Consider the following 21,226-nt stretch of genomic DNA (forward strand, 5'->3'; position numbering starts at 1 on the left):
TATTGTCCGTACTTTCTTGTGATGGTTATATTTTAGTGTAAAATTTATGAAATATCTTGTTTTTTTGGCGATTTTAAATCAACTTAATATTAAGTGCGTGGTTGCGCCAGTGGCTGTGAAAGAATACTTTATTCCAGTGTTGGATTTATGTTTTATGCAGATTAAGGTCGATGTTATTGCAAGAATTTTTTTCCGTGCAGCATGAAGTAAGTGCTCACTTACTAAGCGGTCCTGTATACTTTTTATTTTGTTGCCGTGGTTGGTTTAAGTGCTGATAATTCTTACTATGTCTGGTATTTGGTTTTATGGTATCTTTATATGAAGATTATGCTTTGAATAATGCTTGTCTTCTTGTAATTTACTTGCTCCGTGCTTTGTTTGACTTGGTGGTTTTGGGCGGGGTTATTTAGCGGGGTTGATTTTTTCTCTAATAATTTTCTGAAAATCATGTCTGTTAAATACCGCGCTACATTGTTTGCTTAAGTGTTTATTTGTTGATTGTGTCGCCATTTTATTCGCTGCGCGGAGTACTCCTTTAAGAGAATAGTGATTACCTTAATAAAACTATGAAATTGAATTTTGATAGCTGCTGGACTAAACAATGACCACTGAGACTGATATGTTACGAGTAATGCCGCCTGAGATAGCATCAAGGTTGATATTTGACTCGTTTAGAAGACCGTTGCGCGTTGCTATGCAGGATACTGACCATAGTGTCATGGAACGTGCAGAACGGATAACACTTAATGTTGATGGGAAGTCAGTGGCAGTTTACAAATGGGGGCGAGCGGGTCCTTTGGTTGTGTGCATACATGGCTGGAGTGCACGTGCTTCAAATTTTTGTGCATTCGTAGATCCATTGATGAAAGCGGGATATCGCGTTATTGCATTTGATAATCCTGGTCACGGTGAGTCGGGTGGTTCCACAACCACCCCTGTCGATGTTAGTCGAATTCTGCTCGAGTTACAGGCTCGTTTTGGCTCACCTGATGTCGTATTAACCCACTCTCTTGGAGCACTTTATGCTTTTTATGCGCTTAACCATGGTGTCTGTGCCTCTCATCTAGTTACCATTGCGGGCGTCTGTGATTTCTCATACTTGGTGACACGATATGCATCATCGATGGATTTGCCCGGTGAAACAATTGACTTGTTAAGGCAGCATATTGAATCCATGTTTGAGAGAGATTCCATATGGGAGGAGTTTTCAGCGCATAACAATCTTTCAGGATTCGGAGGGCGTGCAACCCTAATCCACGATGAATATGATGACTATGTTGAGCTCTCCCAATCAAATAAGATTCATGATGCCCTTGGTGATAGGGGCGCGCTACATATAACGAGAGGTTTGGGCCATCGCCGTATACTGGCAGACCAAGCCGTAATTGAGCAAATCATGAAGGAAATAGGTGGAGCAGATGTATATTATCCCTGATTAGATACCAGCAATGGTTTCTAATTATTAATTAATTCTGCCTTATAGGAGATGCGGTATCGGATCGAATGCTGCCTTGAATTTACGATTAGATAGTTGAATATATCGAACACATCAGGGGAATAACGGCAGTAGCACATCGTTGCGCGTATGCTTCTGCGCACCGCATCATCTATTTATTACCAAGCGTTTACTCATGCTGTGTGGTGAGGCTTTCTATCTATTGATGGATTACCCGGATTGTTCAGATGATTGCCAGAGTGTGTATCACACTTTTTACACCGACCTGAACCCAGAATCGTACCTGAATTGATTGGATGGTTTTGGTTAGTTTGCTGTCACTTGTCGGTTTCATTATGAGTAGGCCTCGATTTTTATGTAATTCTGTTACTTCAAATTGAATAAAGTCGATAAAACAGTCAAACTTATGGTGGATGGCCTTATATCCAGCTTCTTTTGCAGAAAAGATGAGTGACCCTATTAGGTAATTATCACTGTTACCTAGCCAGTTTTGCTTTTCAAATTGCGTACAACACTTGGACATGATGCATTCAAGAGTGAAATCGCTGTCAGTGATCCATTCACTGTCTATCCCAACACCGCTGCATGAGCTTGACCGCACTGCAAAAGCATAGGCAAAACCATCGGTATGTGTGATCGAACCATGCAGACCTGGCGGCCATATTGGCTCACCCTTATATGTGCGACCAACCTGTATGCTCGAATGTCCAAGTTCTGAAGCCACTCGTTCGGCACACAATCTTCCACCCACGAATTCGAGTTGGCGCTTGCGCACTGCCCTTGAAGGAACTGTCGGGTGTATCTCTGTAAGATTTACCTGTTTGAGTATGTGATCAAGCTGCGAAAGAGATATGCCAATGCTTGTTCCTCCATCGAGTTTATGCTGCGGCGGCAGCCAAACACTTTCTAGGGGGTATTTGATTGAAGGAAGTGTGCCGAGTAGTGCCTCGGTCATGTTGGAAAAGTTGCGTGACGGGGATGTTCTATTCATAGAATCAGACTCTGATATCCAAATTCAATGCAACATAATTTGCATTACTGGGTTGATCTCTTGTTTCTATTCAATTGCTTTTCTTATGTTGTCAATATTGGAGCAGGAGCTTAACCAAAGTACCGAATTGTGATAATAATGTTACCAGGTGGTTGTTACGACAGGCTGCGAAGTATTATGGTATATGTTGTCATTTGGAGGCTGATTGTGGGGGGAGGGGTAAAATCTGTACATGCTTTGTTATTGAGTTGGTGGGTTTCATGTTAGTAGATCCCAGAATCATAATTATGTATTCTAATCTCAATTGCTTTACCTTATTGTCTGTTGCCGTTTGTTGTTATTTAAGACTTAATTTTAGTCAAGAAGACCTAACATTGCGGCTCTAACAGTCGCAGAGGTTTTGTTGATGCAATTTAGTTTTTGCATTGAGTTTGCAATATGAAAGTTTACTGTCCTTTCAGTAATATTCATTATTGTTGAGGTCTCTCCAGATGTCTTGCCCGCTGCGGTCCATCTGAGCACGTCCTTTTCTCTCATGGTAAGCGTGATCATTGTCTCCGGCATTTTCTTGGTTGTAATAATTTCACTCATGCAATGATGTGAAATTTGTGTTAGCCAGGTTAGTCGATATTGAAGTTCCTTTAGTTCTAATTCAGATATGGGTTCATGGCCACGAGTTAGTGTAAGCAGGCCTCTTCTTCCTACTTGGTCTGCAGATGCTTGAGACCATCCATATTTCAAGTTATGAGAGTAGGCGTCCTCCCAAAAATTTTTATTTTCAGTTATCTTATTGCTGGACCAAACCACGGGCATGAGTGACTTGTTTCCATGCTTTACTACTGGGTCTATGGATATATAATTTTCATCTGTGTAACGTCTCTTCCAATTTTGAGAGTAGTTGTTCATCATGACAACTTTTTGATTTGTGATATTTAAATTTAAACGTAATCCATAGGCTGCATTTTCAAATCCTAGTGCTAGGGCTTCGTCTTCTATTTTCTTGAATGCTGACTCTTCGTTTTCAGCAGATTGTATCTGAGATACAAGGTCTCCTTGCCACAATTCCAATGTTCTTCTCCTTCCTCTGGATCGGGTCCGAAATCCACCCTGTCAGCTTTAACACTTTCTATGTGTATAGTGGTGATGTAGTGTTGTCACATTCATTTTTATCATGAGCCATGCACAATTCTAGACCAGAATATCTTAAAGAAGTTCTGAATGTTTCTCACGGCGGTTATGTTCGCATGTCGCGGAGTGCGTTCATGGAACTCCCTTTATCCCACTTTATTTCTGGTCTTGATGAGGATCCAGCATGTTGTTCAGCTAATTTGCCTGATGAATCTACGATTTCTGGATATACAGAGTGGCTTTCTGTGTGTGTGCCGATAATAACCGTGGGATGGGATTGGCGTTTGATTGTCCTCTCTGGTCGCCCACGCTATGTGCGTGACAGTTTACCTCGGTCAAATGTCATGATCATTGATGCCGAGACTGGGCTAGATTTTGGCGACACAATTACCACCGAGATTATTGCGCATCGTCTTGATCGTTCTCATTGGGAGGAGGACGTACTTGCTCATATTGTTGATCGATATGCGGGTCATGTCTTCGGTTCTTGATTCTTTATGTTTTATGAAATCTTCGTTTAACTCAGTGGTTTGATCCCGGCGAGAGGATGGCATTTCTGTCCTCTGCTTGGCCAAGCTACCAATTATGGTGATGCGCTGTAACTGTCTGTTCTGACAGTTGATGGGAGTACTCATCAAGGCCCTAATACCCCTAGTATTTCAGTTGGGTATGAGGATGTTATGCGGATTGAATATGGAAGTAAAACCAGTCTCCCTTTTGGTTTGTTTGAAGATTTAAGCTATTATCGTAATGATGTTTTTGTCAGGCTTCTTGGTTGGGATTTGGACACCCCATATGGTGTGGAACTTGATCAGTTTGACCGGCCAGATACAGTTTATGTTGTTGCGAAGAATGATGAGGGCAGGATCAATGGGTGTGCTCGTCTATTGCCTACAACTTCACCATACCTGCTTGGTGAGGTGTTTCCTGAACTTTTAAACGGGCTATGCCCACCTTCTTCTCCAGACGTGTGGGAGCTTTCGCGCTTTGCGGCTGTAGACGTATCTGCTGAACCTACGTCAGCTAGGGGGCAGCTTTCCTCGCCAATTGCCATTACTTTACTTAGAAGCTCGTTGCAGACGGCAGCAACTTTGGGTGCTAAATCTGTGATAACTGTCTCGCCCATCGGGATTGAACGACTTCTTCGTCATGCCGGATTCCAAGCTCACCGTGCAGGTCCCCCTATGGTTGTGGGTGGCCACCCCATTTTTGCTTGCTGGATTGATATCGCGCCCTCTCTCACTTAACTTGGATATGAATCCTCTAGACACATTCCTGCTGTTCGTGGTGGCGCCGCTCTATTCTACAGGCGACATCAATTCGTTAGAGCCATGACGACGTCAGGTGTTTTAAGGCGCATTTCTGTTGGCAGTGCGAATTCTAGTTGTTGGAGCCACGTTTGAAGTGCCTAACAACTCGCTCAGCCCGATAGCCCACCCGTTGCGCGGGCAGGTTCCTTCTTTGGCGAGAGCTCTGGTTGCGAGGGGCGCGTTGGGTTATACGGAGCATGGCATGACCAAGCTGATCATCACCCCCGCTGTCTCTTTCGTGCCTCACGGCTACTGGCAATGGTTGCGAGCTTGGGGCTGCAATTTATTCATTAATGACAGAGAGCAGCAGTAGAACTGAAAACGGCCTTTTTCGTTGGAATTTATCAGGACATTAGTAAACGAAAAAAACCGCGCCTTTGGGCGGTCAGTTTGAGGACGGCTTACACCGACCGACGACACCACTAGTCAAGATAAGCGGGGAGCGCGATGCTCTCACTGCACATCCGTCTCGTTGTTAAATTGTCGACGCAGCCTATCCACTACTCGCTTTGCCCTATGCCGCTGTATGGATCGGATTGGGTGCAAAATCGGTTCTGTGCAGGACTTAATTGCACTGATTATCCTTTGCTTCTGAAGTCTCCAGCGAAGAATCTCTGCCTCCGCAAGCTTTTCATCCATGGACTTCAAAAACTCTGATGTCTCGATTGACAATTTTATCAGCAATTCTTCACCAGCATGAAAAGCGAGCCTCTCTCTAATAAGCAATAGAAACCAATCAGATGCACGGAAAAAGCTGAAATAGACGGCAGGGGTAACGACCAATAAGATGATGGCGAGCACCGTAAGTAATTCTGACGATATTGGCTCGGCTGGCGCTAGAGCCGATTGCAATAAATAGTAAAATGATGCGCCTCCAGATAATACGGCGAGAGCAACACAAAGGATGAAATAGGTGTTGAATAGGCGGTACCCACGCATTGTTCGAAACAGATATTTAGTCAGGTGCTTCTGCTTTACGTCGAATGATATGTCGGGGTTGTGATCCTTCAGTTTTTGAGTGAAGTCAACGACCAGTTGAGCCCTCACAGAAAAATAATGGTTCAACAGTATCCCAAATACAGCATTGACGCCCAAGGCCAATTGAAAGATGCTGCTTGTGTATTGAAGCTGAGTGCTCACTACTTGCGCCTTAATTCTTGTGCATGTGTGAACCGCGAATAACGAAGTTTTTTGTGGTTCCACTTGATGGAATTGTTATGAGTGGCTTTGTCTATTTCGTCGTATAAATCCATAGCCGTTTTCTTGGCGTACCACGCTACGAGGAGTGGAGAGAAATACAACCCTGCAAACAGCCAAATCTCCCCCCATGGAGGTACTTTTGCGACGTCAAATGGCTCCTTCCCAAGAGCGATTGCTGAAACGAATACTGATAATGGAAATACCAAAACACTAATGAACACTGCACTAGTAATTGAGTTCGCGACAGCCATATTACCGTCCGCAAATTTCTCTTTAGCTTTTAAAGATCGTTCAGATATCCCCACTTGAAATAACTCCTTACACCAAGCTCAGTCGAAGAAGTTCGACATCGATAACAAATACATATTCACAGATGCTTGTGCTGAAATCCAGAAACCACACTATGGCACCTTCGAACCATCATCAAAAAAAATGAGGGTGCTTTGGGAACACTTTGTGTCTTATCCAAGCTTTGCCACCAGATCCTCCGCACGGAGGTGGGTATATCGCGAGAGCATGGTAATTGTTTTATGGCCAGTAATTTGCGCAACCTCCATCATTTCAAGATTCCCAGTCTCAAAAAAACGACTCGTAGCCTCGTGACGTAAGTCATGGAATTTCAGGTTATTCAGAAAGTGATCATCAGGTTGCGCATTGGCAGATATGCAATCTTCGATATACACATTGCGAGCTTGAGTCACCGAACGAGAAAACGCTCGAATTAAACCGTCTTGAGTGACACTAAAAAGCCTACCACCATGCAAGGGGAGGGGCATTGTATCGAGTATGCCCATAGCCGCTCTGGACAGCGGCACCACCCGGGGTTCGTTGTTTTTAGTGTCTTTCAGATAAGCAGTCTGCTTTTCTCTGTCAATGTCCTGAGTGCGCAAACTAAGAATTTCACTTTGCCGCATGGCGGTTTCAATTGCGAACAGGACCGCCGGGACAACATATTCGTTCCGTGATTTCCTCAGCTCAACTAACAGTCGATCAAGTTCACCGGCTTCAAGCCGACGATCACGCTTACGGGAGGCTGAGGGCATTGCGATTGATCGGACGGGATTCAACAATCCCTCCATTTGCCATTCGGTGCGTGCGATGGTGAACACATGGGAGATGAGAGCAAGATCAAGTCTGATCGTGGAATCAGAAATGCCTTCTTTCCGGCGGTCATCCCTGAATCTGGCAAAATCGGCACCACGAAAAGAGGCCAGCATCCGACTTGAAAGAGGGTGGGTCAGCCAGAAATTAATCCGCACTCCCTCACGATGCGCGCTCTTCTTCCTGCTTGTGACCTCTTTACGGTAACGTTCCAGCGCTTCCGCCAACGAGGTGCTCTCTGCCTCAACCCTGCTGAAGAATACACCTCGATCCATTTCAGACTCGATGAGCCGAGCCCACGCATCAGCCTCTTTGCGCGTGAAGAAGGTTTTGCATTGGGTCGGATGCCCCTTACGGCGGATTTGAACCCGCCATTGGTAATCACCACGTTTCTGAATGTATGCCATTTCGGTACCACGCTGTTAAGCCAATTGCACCATCATTGCACCATAAACCCCAATTTACTCCAAATAACCGCATTCTGGCGCGGTTTATCAAGAGGCTTAAAATCTCTCGAAGGAAACTTCGTGCCGGTTCGATTCCGGCCCCGAGCACCATGTGACTGTTTTATGGCTTCCATTAAGATTCTTAAAACTTTATTAAACCCGCATTCTGTAATGGTTTGCGGGTTTTTTACGCCTGCAATATCCAGAAATACTCTTTTACAGATAGTGGTTCTTGGCGGTAATTTTGACGGTATTGCCCCTATTTTTAGCCGGTCCAAAAAATAGGCTTTACGCGGCCATTAGTGGCGGCTTGCTGACATTCGCTTTATGTGGGTGACGATGATCTCTTTGAGCACGTCACAACTGAACTCATTAAAGTACCCCCTGTGTCCGAATAGTTGTCGCCTCTACTGAGTGAGTAAGAACCAGAGTCAGCGGGCAAAAAGAGGCGAAAATGCCCTGCTGTTCCGAAGAGCGTAAAGCGGCGGTGATGTGCAAGCTGTTGCCATGACGACGACCGGCGGGAAGCTCGAAAAACCAGTCATTCCCGCGTAGGCGGGAATCCAGCGCCTTGATTTTTCTGGGTTCCCGCTTTCGCGGTAAAGACGAATCACGGGTATTTCGAAGTGCCCCGGCATCAAAGCAATTCTTGGTTTAATTCAAGACGGTGAGTTCACCGGATTAGGGTTCGGTTTTTTTGCCAGCCTCGTGCAGCATAAGGTTTCGATACTAAAACCGGATGGGACGCACATAAGCATTCTTGCCCGCATAGCTTGCTGCTGCGCCAAGTGCTTCTTCGATGCGCATGAGCTGGTTGTATTTTTCAACGCGTTCCCCGCGTGCGGGTGCGCCGGTTTTGAGATGGCCGGTATCGAGGGCGACCGTCATGTCGGCGATGAAACTGTCGATGGTTTCCCCCGACCGGTGCGAGACAAACGCGCCCCAACCATGATCCCGCGCCAGACGCGTCGCAGCGATGGTCTCGGTGAGGGTGCCGATCTGATTGAGCTTGATCAATACCGCATTGGCTATATCTTCTTCAATCCCCTTGGCAATAATGGCCGGATTGGTACAGAAAATATCATCCCCAACCAGTTCGATTTGCCCCCCAATCGCCTGATTGAGTTGCTTCCAGCCTGACCAGTCATTTTCGGCCATGCCATCTTCAAGCAGGGCGATGGGGTAGTCTGTGATCAAGCGCGTGTAGTACTCAACCATCTGCGCCGGATCAAGCGTACGATTCTCCGCGCGCAAGTGGTATTGACCGTCCTTGAAAAACTCGCTGGAGGCAGGATCAATGGCGATGCCAACATCCGCACCCGGTCGCAATCCGGCGGTTGATATGGCCTCAAGGATTAGTTCGATTGGCGCCTTGTTGCTGGATACGTGCGGGGCAAAACCACCTTCGTCGCCAACACCAACCGATAACCCTTTCTTTTGTAATAACGATTGCAGGGCATGATAAATCTCTGAGCCCCATTCAACCGCTTCGCGCAATGTATTCGCGCCGTAAGGTGCAATCATGAACTCCTGAAAATCGGCGCCCTGCCAATGCGCATGAACACCTCCATTCATGATGTTCATGTGCGGCACGGGCAGGCGCGTAGCACCGGGACCGCCAAGATATTGAAAGAGCGGCAAACCCGATGCCATGGCCGCTGCTCGCGCCACGGCCAGAGAGACACCCAGGATGGCATTGGCACCCAGTTTTGATTTGTTTTCAGTGCCATCGAGCTCGATCATCATCGCATCAATGGCTGCCTGGTGACGCGCATCCTGCCCGATCAACACAGGGGCGATGGTCTCGTGGACTTGTTTAATGGCGTTTTTGACGCCCTTGCCGCCAAAACGTGCGGGGTCACCATCACGCAGTTCAGCCGCTTCTCTTTGACCGGTCGAGGCACCCGATGGTACCGCTGCCCGTGCGGTCAGCCCGTCGGCAAGACGACACTCAACCTCGATGGTTGGATTCCCGCGTGAATCCAGAATCTCGCGGGCATGGAGTTGGTTAATTGTGAACGTCATTTTTCATCTCTCCGTCAGGTTTTTGGTTAGGGTGATCAGGGCAGGGGGGTGAATTTTTTTCTTTTGCGTCCGTTCAGAGGCAACTGGTCTTCAGGTGCGGGGCTTTCGTAGGTCGGCATGGGGGTGCAGGGGGGTGTTCAAATTGCCAAGAAAACTGCGATGACGAGGTGAAGAGCGGTTGAAGCGGTTGTATACCGCAAGCTTTGCCCAGTCTTCGATGAATATCCACACGATGCAGTAAGCCCAGATCAGTGCCACGTCGCTCCAGCCGATCGGCGTGATGAGGCCGAATGGGAAAAGCACGAACAGCGTTGCCAGCACCTTGGTGAGGATGGCCGACCACAGCAGCAGCGGCGACGGGAACGGCCGACTCCAGAACGGTTTGTGGGTGCGGGCGACGAACAGCGTGAGGTGTCCGGCGACGGCCAGCTTGAGAAAGATAAAGGTCTGGATCTGGTCTATCGATAGGTGCATCCATTCCTTGGCGATCCAGAGCAGACCGAAGGTTTCCACAACCCCGATCAGGCCGAGCACCGTCGAAACGGTGAGCACACGGTGCATGTTCCAGCGCACCGGCTTGGGATCGAGCCAGGTATTGTCGTAGGCGATAGCCATGATCGGTAGGTCGTTGAAGAAGGCCAGCAGGATGATCATGATCGCGGTGATCGGGTAGAAGTCGAACACGATCATCGCCAGCACGACGAAGAACATGATGCGGATGGTTTCGACGATGCGGTAGATCGCATACGAGTTCATGCGCTCGAAGATGCGCCGGGCTTCCTCGACCGCGCTGATGATGGTGGACAGCCCCGGTGCAGTCAGGATCAGGTCGGCGGCAGCCCGCGCGGCGTCGGTGGCACCCGAGACGGCAATGCCGACGTCAGCCTGCTTGAGCGCGGGGGCATCGTTGACGCCGTCGCCGGTCATGGCGACTAGGTGGCCGCGATCCTGCAATGTCTTGACGATGCCGTATTTGTGCTGCGGGAAGACCTGGGCAAAGCCGTCCGCCTTGTCGATGCGTTCGGCAGCATCCGGCGGAGCATTGGCGCTATCGCCGTCAAATAGTTCGGTAGCGGGCTGGATGTTCTTGCCCATGCCGAGTTGACCGGCGATCTCGCAGGCGATGGCGACATTGTCGCCGGTGACCATCTTGACCTCAATGCCGTGTTCAATGGCATGCCGGATAGTCTGGGCGGAGTCCTCGCGCGGTGGGTCGAACAACGGCAGGATGCCGAGGAAGGTCCAGGTTTTGCCCTCGTCGTCCGAGCGCGCCACGCCCAACGTGCGATAACCCTTGGCGGCAAAATCATCGACCAATTGATTGGCGCGCGTTGCTTCATCGCCGCCCAGCTTGGACAGTTCAATGATGACCTGCGGTGCGCCTTTGGTTGTGCGGAACGTTTTGCCGTCGGTTCCCTTGATTTGTCCTTCGGTGCGTTTGCTGACCGGGTCGAAGGGCGTGAAACCGGTCTGTATGTAGCCATCCAGCGCCTTGGCGTCGCTCAGGCCGCCGATCACGGCCAGATCGATGGCGTCCTTGTCTTCGGCCTTGGAGGCCAGCGCGGCAGCGAGGATCAGCGCTTGGGCGTCGGTAGCCTGGAACACCGCGGGCTCACCGAGCGTGAGCTTGTTTTGGGTCAGTGTGCCGGTCTTGTCCGAGCAAAGGATGTCCACGCCGGCCATTTCCTCGATCGATTGCAATCGCGAGACGATGGCTTTCTTTTTCGACAGGGCCAGTGCGCCGACCGCCATGGTCACCGACAATACCGCCGGCATGGCGACCGGGATGGAGGCGACGGTGAGGATCAGCGCGAACTGTACCAGGTCGAGCAGCGGCGCATGGCGGAACAGTTGCACGATGATCAGCACGGCCACCAGCGCCAGACTCAAATAAATGAGGTAATCGCCGATGGCCAGCACAGCCTTCTGGAAGTGCGAGACGGCACCGGCATCTTCCACCAGTTTGGCTGTTTTGCCGAAGAAGGTGTCGCCCCCGGTAGCGGTGACCACAGCGATCATCTCGCCCTGTTTGGCCACCGAGCCGGAATAGGCAACCTCACCGGGTTTCTTATTTACTGGCAGCGATTCGCCGGTGAGCGCGGACTGATCCACCGCCAGATATTCGCCCTCAACCAGCTTGGTGTCGGCTGGGATGATGTCGCCCAGCCGCAGGCGGATGACGTCGCCTGGCACCAGTTCGGCGGCATCCACTTCTTGCCATTGGCCATCGCGCAGCACGCGCGCCTTGAGTGCGAGCTGGCTCTTGAGTGCATCCAGGGCGTTGGCGGCCTTAAACTCCTGCCAGAAGCCGATCACCGCATTGAAGATCAGCAGGGCGAGGATGATGATGAAGTCATCCCAGTGTTGAACCAGAGCGGAGAGAATGGCGGCGATCTCGATCATCCACGGGATCGGCCCCCAGAAATAGCTTAAAAAACGTTGTAGCGGGCTGACTTTTTTCTCTTCCAGCGCGTTGCGACCGAACTGTGCCAACCGTTGCTGTGCTTCAGCTGTGGCGAGTCCCTGAGGTGAGCTGCCAAGTTGCTTGAACACATCGTCTATGCCCAATTTTTCGACCTGTTGGCTATCAATGCTCTTGATCATTGTGGACTCCTTGCCCTTTTGGCAGTGTTGCTCGGGAAGCGATCTGCATGTCCATGATTGTCAGGGTGCGATCATCCCGTTATCGAGATAGGCTTCGGCGTAGGTAAATACAATGTCGGGATTCGGGCAGATCAGCGCATGATCCTTGTCGGCGTAATCCAGCCGTTCGAGCAAATCCTTAATCACATTGAGCCGCGCATGCTTCTTGTCGTTTGCGCGCACCACGGTCCAAGGCGTCAGCGCGCTGTGCGTGCGTGCAAACATCTCGTTGCGCGCTGCGCTGTAGTCATCCCAGTGTTTTTGCGCCACGGCATCAATCGGACTCATTTTCCACAGCTTGAGCGGATCGGTGCGGCGGGCGGCGAGGCGTTTTTTCTGCTCATCCTTGCTGATATCGAGGTAGTACTTGAACAGGCTAATGCCGGAGCGGATCAGCATTTGCTCGAAGGCCGGCACGGTCTCCATGAATTCCTCGTACTCGGCATCGGTGCAGAATCCCATCACCCGCTCGACACCGGCGCGGTTGTACCAACTGCGGTTGAACAGCACCATTTCCTCGGCCGATGGCAAGTGCGGCACATAGCGCTGAAAGTACCAGCTTGTGCGGTCGCGTTCGGACGGTTTTCCCAGCGCCACTACGCGCGTTTCGCGTGGCGAGAGGTGCTGGATGATGCGCTTGATGGTGCCGTCCTTACCGCCACTATCCCGCCCTTCAAGGAGGACCAGAATACGTTCGCCTTGAGCGATGAAATGCTTTTGCAGTTTGACCAGCTCGACCTGCAGACCATGCAATTCATGCTCATAGGCTTTTTTGGTCGGTGTTTTTGGGTGTGCCGCGGATGGTGTGTGATGTGCCATGGAGTGCTTCTCTGCGGTGGTCGTCGTGGCAAAACACCGCGATGAGTTAAATTATGAGTGCTGACTGTGTTTCAAGTTCATGCCTATTTATGAGGTATAACATTTAAAAGTGTCCCTTATATGCATTGGCGTGTATTTAATATACCCATGAGAAGCTCGAAAAACCCGTCATTCCCGCGTAGGCGGGAATCCAACGCATTGATTTTTCTGGGTTCCCGGTTTCGCGGGAACGACGAATCACGGGTGTTTCGAAGTGCCCCCATAACAAAATGACAGGGTAGTAACCTGAGTTACATGTTTTGGAATAATTCAGCATGACTCGGTACCAGAGAGGATTTCTACCCGGTTAGTGGAGCCCGGATAGCCGCGTGAAGGCCCTTGGGTGAAAATAAGTGGCCCCGTGGAAAGTTTGTTCGCTTGCAGCCACTCACAGGCAATATCCTGCCAGTCGCGTGTGTCGTCGGTGCTATACACGAGGTGCACACCGTAGCTGAACAGCAGCCGCTGGCAGGTGGTGTGATGATTCGACAGAGCGACGATCCATGATGGAAGGTGAAAACGGGCGATGCGTCGCGTGGTGGCGCCGGTTTCGGTGGGGGTGTATACAAACGGCTCGTGCAGGTGCCGGACTGTAGTGAAGACGTTGAGTAAAACGATGTCCTCGAGACTCGGCTGTGCGCCGCGCCGTGTGATCGATGGTAATTCTGGCGGCTGTTCGCATCTTGCGGCTTCGGCTTGTCGCGCTATGCGCCCGAGCATTTTGACCGCCTCCACGGGGTAGCTGCCAACGTGTTCGGTAACGCAAAAATGACCACAGCCCTGCTCGATCGCATCACCCACCACTGCGACATCCTTGAGACCGGCAACGACTCCTACTGCTTCAAATAGCGCAAGAAATCAGCCTGATACCCTGGTCAAAATTGGACTCTGTTGGGTGGTCAATTTTCGACGCTGTTTGACACCGCTAGAGAGCATTAGGTGTTTTTAGAGATGATTAGATGCCATCTGTCCCGCTTGCTAGGCGAGAAGAAATTGAAAATTTCAGACGTGTCAAGGGATACAAATATAAATAGAGGCGCGCTTACGCGGCTTTATTACGAAACGTATGAGCGTGTAGACAAGAGCGTGATTGATCAGCTTTGCGAGTACTTGGACTGCAATGTTGCCGACCTTTTTGAATATGTTGTTGATGAGTAAAAAGAGGATGTGCTCAAGCGAGGGCAGGGGTCTTATTCCAAAGGTAAGTGTTTTTCCATTAGAAAACGTCAGTCACTAAGTGGTCACCGTTTGGTCACCAAGTGAAAAGCACAAACAGTGAAGCGGTGTCAGAACTGGTGCGCCCGACTGGATTCGAACCAGTGACCCCAGCCTTCGGAGGGCTGTACTCTATCCATCTGAGCTACGGGCGCAATTTTTTGTTTGCGCATATTACCCGCTCGGTGCATCGCTGTCCACACAAAAAGCTTTGAGTTATCAATTGGAAATTTTTGTAGATTGCTGATAATAAAGAATTAATTTCTTAATTGGATGTTGCGGCATGCTAACTGGCAACAGTAATCTTTCTTCTGAAACTGTTGAAAACATGAAATCGGGATATGGCTCAGTCTGACTTATTCGACTCCATTGAGCTGTTCTACATCCCCAAATGCATCGTAGACTCAACAAGCAGGATCTGACGTTTTTTAGCCTTCTACAAATGTCCGTGAAAACGGGGTGATTCCCCTCTCAATGTTCATCAAACGATAAGTTGGTGTATGTTCAAATCAATGACCCAGACCACCTCGGCTGTTTCGATTTGTGCCATCGCCAGTTTTGCTTCCGCGGCTCATGCTCCCGCTTCCATAACGATACTGGTGCGTGTATTGACTTTGATTTCCACTACCCACACCTCGAGGCTGTTGGTTCATCATTTTTGATTGGTTTTTATTTTGGTTATTCAGTCGCTCGAAATCGGCAGATGTCGGAGCCTTACGCTGCTGGGACTGAATCTGTTGCTGGTTCATGGATTGCAGGGTGGATTGGGGGGGAGTCAGTGTATCGGCCCATGTTTGGGATGAGATAGCGGCGATGCCTATCAGAACACTGCCGATTAATGTTGTTTTGGTGGCGCGCATCATGTTTCTCCTCGGTTGATGAATAGCGCCATTGTGCCGCCAAGTCATTGCGAGGCTGTTGCCTAACTGTTACCAACTGTTACCAAAGGATTCAGTTTCTTTCGGCGGAAATACCTTTACGTTTCAGATGGGTATGCCATCTTTGCCAATCCGGCATGAATTGGTCCATAAGGGCATAAAACCGAGCGTTATGATTGCGTTCGTGGAGATGAACGAGTTCGTGAACCAGAACCATATCGATGCAACCTTTGGGCATATGTATTAGCTCGAGATTCAGCCAGATTCGCCTGTCACGAATATTGCAACTGCCCCAGCGCGTCTTCATTCGTTTGATTCCGATGAAGTTGATATCGACGCCGATTTTTTCGCACCAATACGGCAGACGAGTCGTGAGATAGTCCTGAAGTGTGGCCCTTAACTGTTGGGTGATCGCCTCATGCAGTTGGGTTTCACTCAAGGCATTTGTCCGCGTAAATACCTGTATCGTTCCATTGTCGATCAGCGTTAAATTTTGTTGGGAATTGGTGTGGACACTGATGCGGTGATTCTGATCGAACAGAAGGGTGGTTGAACCGTCTGAAATCGCATCAGAACGGTTTTGAAGGCTTCTTTGCGATTTGATCTGGCTTTGTTTTTGGAGAATCCAGTCCTGCTTTTTCAGTAGAATCTGGTGGATCAGTGGTAAGGCGATATGGTGGGGTGCGCTAACCTGTAACTGTGCATCCGCGCGCCCGATTCGCAGATACACGCCCTTGATCGTCTTGCGAGTAAGCTTGAACTCAATGCCTGTATCAGGCAGGAGTTCGTGGGTGATGACCACCTTGGGCTGCGTCTGCACGCTCGGCGGACGCCATCGACCGAGACCGAACATGCTGGGTTCCTGGCGCCTTAATTACTTGATTTGGCCCTGAGCGTTGGCTCTGGCTCGCTTGAGCAGGAATTCGCTAAGCAGCGCGACCGGCCTGCCGGTGGCACCCTTGTTATCTCCTGTTACCCAAGCCGTACCGGCGATGTCGAGGTGTGCCCAACGGTAGTCCTTGGTGAAGCGGGAGAGGAAGGCGGCGGCTGTCAGTGCTCCGCCTTCGCGACCACCGATATTCGCCATATCGGCAAAGTTGCTCTTGAGCTGTGGTTGATATTCGTCCCATAAGGGCAGTTCCCATACCCGGTCATGGCTGCTTTCACCGGCTTTGGAGATTTCCTGGGCAAGGGCGCGGGTGTTGCTGAATAATCCGCTCGGCACACGGCCCAGCGCAATGACGCAAGCGCCGGTCAGTGTCGCCATGTCGATGACGACATCAGGTTTGAAGCGTTTGGCATAGGTGAGCGCGTCGCAAAGAATCAGCCGGCCTTCGGCATCGGTATTCAACACTTCGATTGTCTGACCGGACATGCTCTTGACAATGTCGCCCGGTTTCAATGCGTTGCCGTCCGGCATGTTTTCTACCGTAGGCACCAGGCCCACGACGTTGATCGGCAGCTTCAGTTCGGCCACGATCGAGATCAATCCGATGACAGCAGCAGCGCCGGCCATGTCGTATTTCATCTGATCCATGTCGAGACCGGGCTTGAGCGAGATGCCGCCGGTGTCGAACGTTACCCCTTTGCCGACCAGTACGATCGGTTCTTCGTCATCACGACCGCCCATGTGCTCCATGATGATGAATTTGGGTGATTCAACACTGCCCTTGGCGACCGCGAGCAGGGCATTCATTCCCAAGGCTTCCATGCGGGACTGATCCAACACTTCAACCGCAAGGTGCGGATGGGTTTCCATCAACTTGCGGGCCTGATCGGCAAGCGCGGTTGGTGTGCAGAGATTCGGTGGGAGGTTGGCCAGGTTCTTGGTCAGGTGAATCCCCGAACTGATTGCCATTGCTTCGCGCACGTGGTTTTCCGCTTCAAGCAGGCCACGGCGACTGGGCGTAATGAAGGTGACTTTCCGCAGTGGGCGGCGTGGTCCCGGTTCCGGGGTCGACTTGAACTGATCGAAGCGGTAAACGGCGGCATCAATGGCAAGCACGCTTTGGCGGAGTATCTGTTCTAATTCGATCCCTTTGATGTCGATTTCGGTCAGGTGACTGACGCATTCTGTCGTGCCACGGTAGTGCAGCGCCTTGACGGCTGCGGTGGTGGCCTTGTTCAAAGCATTCAAGTCGAATTCGCGTTCTTTGCCCAGACCGACCAATAAAACCCGTTCAGCCTGAATATTGGGTACACCGTGGATTAGCAGTGTGTCACCCAGCTCGCCTTCCATATCGCCACGGCGGGTGATCGCACTGAGGTGACCGTCACTGGCTTTGTCGATGGTTTCTGCCGCATCAGATAATTTTCGGGCTTCAAAAACACCGACAATCAGGCAGGAAGATCGCTGTTTTTCCGGTGCACCACTTTTGACTGAAAATTCCAACACAACTGATCTCCTATAATCTAACTGGGTATCTCAAAGATTCTATCAGAATGGGTCGGTGCATCGTGGTATCGTGAACAAAACCCGCAGTAAAACTGTCCCAAACACGCCCTCATTTCATTTTGAGCAGGAAAACGGTCATGAATCCACAACGTGATACAGAAGAAGAGTTCGAGCCGGGAGTGCACAACCCGCATCGCTACGAACCTAAATATGCCAAATCTGGTGTCGGTCAGTTTTCGAAGGTGTTGATCGTGGTGGGGGCCATCATGACTGCCATCGGTGTGATTGGCGGCTTCAGTGCCATGTTCCTGATGAAGGACGGCAGCCACTCGGTGTTTCTCGATCTCTTGATGCTGGCACCGCTTGGTTTTCTGATGGCATTTACCGGCATTACCGGTTGGGTAATCAGCGGCGGCAAGTGATTTTTCTCAGGGCCGTTATGGCTCCACTCCGCGCATCAAGTTGACGATTCGCGCTTGTGGACGTCTTTATTGGGCGGCTAGCGCATCAAGCTCGGTCATATTGAGCCGCCTAGCACCCGGAACGCGCCCGGCTCCCGCAAAGTGTTTACGCCAATAAACATTGTTGAGCTGCGCGAAGGTAACGTGCTCGCCCTTTCTGGGCGCGTGGATGAAGCGATTGTCGCCAATATAAATACCGACGTGATCGATCTTGCGACTGCGGATTTTGAAGAACAGCAGGTCACCAGGCTTTAGTTGCGAGCGTGCAATGCGTTCAGTGAATGCGTATTGGTCGCGGGCAGTGCGCGGCAGTTCGATGTCAGCCTTCTTGTAGACAAAGCTGGTCAGCCCACTGCAGTCAAAACCTTGTTTCTTCGATGTGCCACCCCATTGATAAGCGGTGCCAAGCTGGCTGATCGCCTGCAAGATGGCTTCTGTCGCCGCGGTTCTGACTCCGTTTGGGTCATCGATGGCCTTGATCGGTACCGAAGGAAGTTTCGTGCTCAATGAGCTGTTTTTGAAGCTGTAATTTTCATCTTCGTTTTGGGTCAAAGCATTAAGCCAACCCAGGCCATTGCTCGACTGATTACTATCATCATTCGGGCCATTCGGGAGCGAAGCGCAGCCACCAAGGCCAAAAGCAGCACAAACAATCAATCCCAGTGCGGGCAGCAGATGCTTCCTTGCGTCCGCACCGTTCGTCGCGTTAGGTGTCGTCATGATGTCGGATTTCGAAGACACTGCGTCGATTTGGCGTGCGTGCAAAGTCACCTGGTAATGTTTTTCTTGATAAGTCATTGATTCTGAATTCATCCAGCAATTTGGATGACAATGTAAAGCCTTTTAGATTATTTGAAAAGATTAAAGTGCCATCGTCACTTAAAAGGTGCATGCAGCTTCGCACGAGGAACTCATGGTCTCGCTGAATATCCAGTGTGTCCTGCATGGCTTTTGAGTTGGAGAATGTCGGCGGGTCACAGAAAATGACATCGAATCGTTCGGGTTGATAGATCGCATTACTGCGTTGTTCGAGCCAGTCGAGCACATCGGCGCGAATCAGGCTGTGTTCCGTGCCTACCTTGAGATTGTTCAGGGTAAAGTTTCGTTCGGCCCAGTCGAGATAGGTGTTTGATAAATCGATCGAAACGGTACGACTAGCACCTTGATGTGCGGCGCGGACCGATGCGGTTGCGGTATAGCAGAACAAATTAAGCAGTTTTTTCCCGCGAGACAGTTCCGCAACGCGGTCGCGTACCAAGCGGTGATCCAGAAACAGTCCGGTATCCAGATAGTCGGTGAGATTCACCCAGAGGCGGGTACTACCTTCGTGAACGACGCGTTCCAGGCGTTCCTGAGTGATCTTCTGATATTGTTCTGTGCCGGTCTGGCGTTTGCGTTGCCGCACGACGCTATGATTTTCAGCCAGACTGAGATTTTCCATGACTTGTTCGACAATGATCGATAAGCGCGCACGAGCGAGTTGCGGATCGATTTTGTTCGGTGCCCGGTATTCTTGTATGTCTGCCCAGGTTTCTCCGGCCTCATCGCGATAGAGATCAACCGCGCAGTTGAAGTCCGGCAAATCGGCGTCATAGACGCGAAAACAGCACCAACCCTCACGTTCCGCCAGTTTCTTCAGGTGGCGGTAATTTTTTTGCAGGCGATTGGCAAAAGGCGCTGCATCGACCAGTGCTCTTGCCTGCTCGGCTGCGGCACATAACCGATTGGCCAGCCCGATCGGGCCGGGTGCTTCTCGTCGGGCCTTGCCATCGAAACTGCCGCGAATCATATCGATGGCGATACCACTTTGATCCATGGGGAATACGCGCTCGTAGCGCAGCGGCCAGTTTTGGCCTTCACCTTCCGGAAGTAAGAAGGCCCAATGCCAGCCATTGAAGCAGCGCTGCCACTGATCGGTAAGCGCCGACCAATCTGGTTCGCCTTCGTGATCACCACCGACATCGAGCCGATGACCATATGGCAGATTGCTCACTACAAGACCGTGTGATTTGCCCTCGAACTCGGGTGGGCAGGGGGCTTTCCATGCATCTGCTTCACGGAAAACCATCAGATGATCAACACCCGCTCGTTCAGCATTGGCACGCGCTGCGGTGATCTGCTCGATATCGATGTCCTGTCCGATCAAGGTCAGCTTATCGACGCCCTTGGCCAGTTCGGGCGGATTGTCGAGTACCCGCTTTTGGGCTTGCTCCCGATGACCCAGCCAGCCAGTCGATCCGATTCGTTTGACGCGCAGATCTTGTGGCAAGCCCGTAAGGCGCAGGGCTGCTTCGATCAGCAGCGTGCCCGATCCGCACATCGGATCAAAAAGCGCGGCGCCAGTCTCGGTTTCGGATGCAACCAGTTGCGGCCAGCGTGCGCGCCACAACATGCCCGCGGCCAGTGTTTCCCGCAGCGGCGCCAGCCCGCCATCGGTACGATACCCACGCCGATGCAGCGAGCCGTTCGAGAGTTCAAGCGAGAGTGTGGTGTGTCCACTTGCCGTCAGGTGGCAATGCAAGCGAATGTCGGGTTGCTCGCTGTCGATGGTCGGCCGTGTGCCGGTTCGTTCACGAAACTGGTCGACAATCGCATCCTTGATGCGCGTGGCGACGAATCCTGTGTGACGAAGTGCATCGGTTGAGCCGGTCGCGCTGATGGTGAAATAGCCTTCCGCCGCCAGATGTTCTGCCCAGTCGATTTGTTGCACCAGTCGATAAAGTTCGTCCGCCGTGGCCGCTTGGCCTGTAATCAGGGTGAGGTAGACGTGCCCGGCAATCAGGCTATCGCATACAATGCGATAGGCTTGTTCGGGTGTGGCATCAAGCAGGACGCCGAAGGGGCGGTCAGATACTTTGGCATCGACCAGGCTGCGTATTTCTTCTGCCAGAGGCGCCTGCATATCCGGCGCGCTCACGACGGTGATCGGCCAGGATAGTGCAGAGGATGCTAAGTCGGTCATGATGTTCTCTCGATAATAATCGCGTGACTGTACCGGAAAAGTGAGTTTCCTGTTGCGTCATTTATGGGGTGGCATCACGTCTTGGCTGATAAACTGGCATTGAAATTCATGGGTTATCGGTTGTTTGAATAAGGACTTTTATATGGGAAGCTCGAAA

18 protein-coding genes, 1 tRNA gene and 1 pseudogene are annotated in these 21,226 nt (G+C 50.7%); 6 read left to right on the forward strand and 14 right to left on the reverse strand.

Annotated features, from left to right (window positions below; genetic code table 11):
- Positions 1–601: 601 nt before the first annotated feature.
- Positions 602–1,435, forward strand: a complete 834-nt coding sequence (locus HNEAP_RS12505) for an alpha/beta fold hydrolase (protein ID WP_012823835.1) — start codon at positions 602–604, stop codon at positions 1,433–1,435.
- Positions 1,436–1,679: 244 nt separating this feature from the next.
- Here HNEAP_RS12505 and HNEAP_RS12215 read toward each other — a convergent pair whose 3' ends face one another.
- Both HNEAP_RS12215 and HNEAP_RS04835 read right to left on the reverse strand, forming a co-directional pair.
- Positions 1,680–2,447, reverse strand: coding sequence for a 4'-phosphopantetheinyl transferase family protein (locus HNEAP_RS12215; protein ID WP_012823836.1), 768 nt, complete (start codon positions 2,445–2,447; stop codon positions 1,680–1,682).
- 354 nt (positions 2,448–2,801) lie between these two features.
- Complete coding sequence (locus HNEAP_RS04835; RefSeq protein WP_012823837.1) at positions 2,802–3,515, reverse strand: autoinducer binding domain-containing protein; 714 nt, start codon at positions 3,513–3,515, stop codon at positions 2,802–2,804.
- A 110-nt stretch (positions 3,516–3,625) separates the two neighbouring features.
- On the opposite strand from HNEAP_RS04835, the gene HNEAP_RS12510 reads away from it, so the two are divergent.
- Together HNEAP_RS12510 and HNEAP_RS12515 are read left to right on the forward strand one after the other, a co-directional pair.
- Complete coding sequence (locus HNEAP_RS12510; RefSeq protein ID WP_012823838.1) at positions 3,626–4,066, forward strand: DUF4902 domain-containing protein; 441 nt, start codon at positions 3,626–3,628, stop codon at positions 4,064–4,066.
- A 189-nt stretch (positions 4,067–4,255) separates the two neighbouring features.
- Positions 4,256–4,822, forward strand: coding sequence for an acyl-homoserine-lactone synthase (locus tag HNEAP_RS12515; protein WP_012823839.1), 567 nt, complete (start codon positions 4,256–4,258; stop codon positions 4,820–4,822).
- A gap of 516 nt (positions 4,823–5,338) precedes the next feature.
- On the opposite strand, the gene HNEAP_RS04850 is transcribed toward HNEAP_RS12515, so the two are convergent.
- From HNEAP_RS04850 to HNEAP_RS04880, 6 genes are all read right to left on the reverse strand, one after another.
- The gene (locus tag HNEAP_RS04850; RefSeq protein ID WP_012823841.1) at positions 5,339–6,025 is read right to left on the reverse strand and encodes a hypothetical protein; all 687 of its coding nucleotides are present in this window, start codon (positions 6,023–6,025) and stop codon (positions 5,339–5,341) included.
- A 521-nt stretch (positions 6,026–6,546) separates the two neighbouring features.
- On the reverse strand, positions 6,547–7,593 hold the full coding sequence (locus HNEAP_RS04860) for a site-specific integrase (RefSeq protein WP_012823843.1): 1,047 nt from the start codon (positions 7,591–7,593) through the stop codon (positions 6,547–6,549).
- A gap of 768 nt (positions 7,594–8,361) precedes the next feature.
- Positions 8,362–9,657 carry a phosphopyruvate hydratase gene (gene eno, locus HNEAP_RS04865; RefSeq protein ID WP_012823844.1) on the reverse strand — a complete coding sequence of 432 codons (1,296 nt, stop codon included), beginning with the start codon at positions 9,655–9,657 and terminating at the stop codon, positions 8,362–8,364.
- A 90-nt stretch (positions 9,658–9,747) separates the two neighbouring features.
- Positions 9,748–12,261: a plasma-membrane proton-efflux P-type ATPase gene (locus tag HNEAP_RS04870; RefSeq protein WP_012823845.1), complete on the reverse strand. Its 2,514-nt coding sequence runs from the start codon at positions 12,259–12,261 to the stop codon at positions 9,748–9,750.
- A 60-nt stretch (positions 12,262–12,321) separates the two neighbouring features.
- Positions 12,322–13,119: a polyphosphate kinase 2 gene (ppk2, locus tag HNEAP_RS04875; RefSeq protein ID WP_012823846.1), complete on the reverse strand. Its 798-nt coding sequence runs from the start codon at positions 13,117–13,119 to the stop codon at positions 12,322–12,324.
- A gap of 309 nt (positions 13,120–13,428) precedes the next feature.
- Complete coding sequence (locus tag HNEAP_RS04880; RefSeq protein ID WP_133484578.1) at positions 13,429–13,878, reverse strand: pyruvate kinase alpha/beta domain-containing protein; 450 nt, start codon at positions 13,876–13,878, stop codon at positions 13,429–13,431.
- Positions 13,879–13,893: 15 nt separating this feature from the next.
- Between HNEAP_RS04880 and HNEAP_RS12860 the strand changes: the two are divergent.
- Positions 13,894–14,007: pseudogene (locus HNEAP_RS12860) on the forward strand (ATP-binding protein); the annotation flags it as partial.
- A gap of 102 nt (positions 14,008–14,109) precedes the next feature.
- Entirely contained in the window at positions 14,110–14,316 is a 207-nt protein-coding gene (locus tag HNEAP_RS04885) for a helix-turn-helix domain-containing protein (protein ID WP_012823847.1), read from the forward strand.
- Between the two features lie 135 nt (positions 14,317–14,451).
- Here the strand turns inward: HNEAP_RS04885 and HNEAP_RS04890 are convergent.
- The 4 genes from HNEAP_RS04890 to HNEAP_RS04905 form a co-directional block, all read right to left on the reverse strand.
- Positions 14,452–14,528, reverse strand: a tRNA-Arg gene (locus tag HNEAP_RS04890).
- Positions 14,529–14,882: 354 nt separating this feature from the next.
- On the reverse strand, positions 14,883–15,236 hold the full coding sequence (locus tag HNEAP_RS04895) for a hypothetical protein (RefSeq protein WP_133484579.1): 354 nt from the start codon (positions 15,234–15,236) through the stop codon (positions 14,883–14,885).
- A gap of 88 nt (positions 15,237–15,324) precedes the next feature.
- Entirely contained in the window at positions 15,325–16,104 is a 780-nt protein-coding gene (locus HNEAP_RS04900; protein ID WP_012823849.1) for a M48 family metallopeptidase, read from the reverse strand.
- Between the two features lie 21 nt (positions 16,105–16,125).
- Complete coding sequence (locus HNEAP_RS04905; RefSeq protein WP_041600725.1) at positions 16,126–17,643, reverse strand: leucyl aminopeptidase; 1,518 nt, start codon at positions 17,641–17,643, stop codon at positions 16,126–16,128.
- A gap of 140 nt (positions 17,644–17,783) precedes the next feature.
- Between HNEAP_RS04905 and HNEAP_RS04910 the strand changes: the two genes are divergently transcribed.
- Complete coding sequence (locus HNEAP_RS04910) at positions 17,784–18,068, forward strand: hypothetical protein (RefSeq protein ID WP_012823851.1); 285 nt, start codon at positions 17,784–17,786, stop codon at positions 18,066–18,068.
- Positions 18,069–18,134: 66 nt separating this feature from the next.
- Here HNEAP_RS04910 and HNEAP_RS04915 read toward each other — a convergent pair whose 3' ends face one another.
- Together HNEAP_RS04915 and rlmKL are read right to left on the reverse strand one after the other, a co-directional pair.
- Complete coding sequence (locus HNEAP_RS04915) at positions 18,135–18,905, reverse strand: C40 family peptidase (RefSeq protein WP_166635981.1); 771 nt, start codon at positions 18,903–18,905, stop codon at positions 18,135–18,137.
- Positions 18,814–21,069: a bifunctional 23S rRNA (guanine(2069)-N(7))-methyltransferase RlmK/23S rRNA (guanine(2445)-N(2))-methyltransferase RlmL gene (gene rlmKL, locus HNEAP_RS04920; RefSeq protein WP_012823853.1), complete on the reverse strand. Its 2,256-nt coding sequence runs from the start codon at positions 21,067–21,069 to the stop codon at positions 18,814–18,816. Before rlmKL ends, HNEAP_RS04915 begins: the two co-directional genes overlap by 92 nt.
- Between the last annotated feature and the right edge of the window lie 157 nt (positions 21,070–21,226).

This window comes from Halothiobacillus neapolitanus c2 (assembly GCF_000024765.1).
Lineage (GTDB): Bacteria > Pseudomonadota > Gammaproteobacteria > Halothiobacillales > Halothiobacillaceae > Halothiobacillus > Halothiobacillus neapolitanus.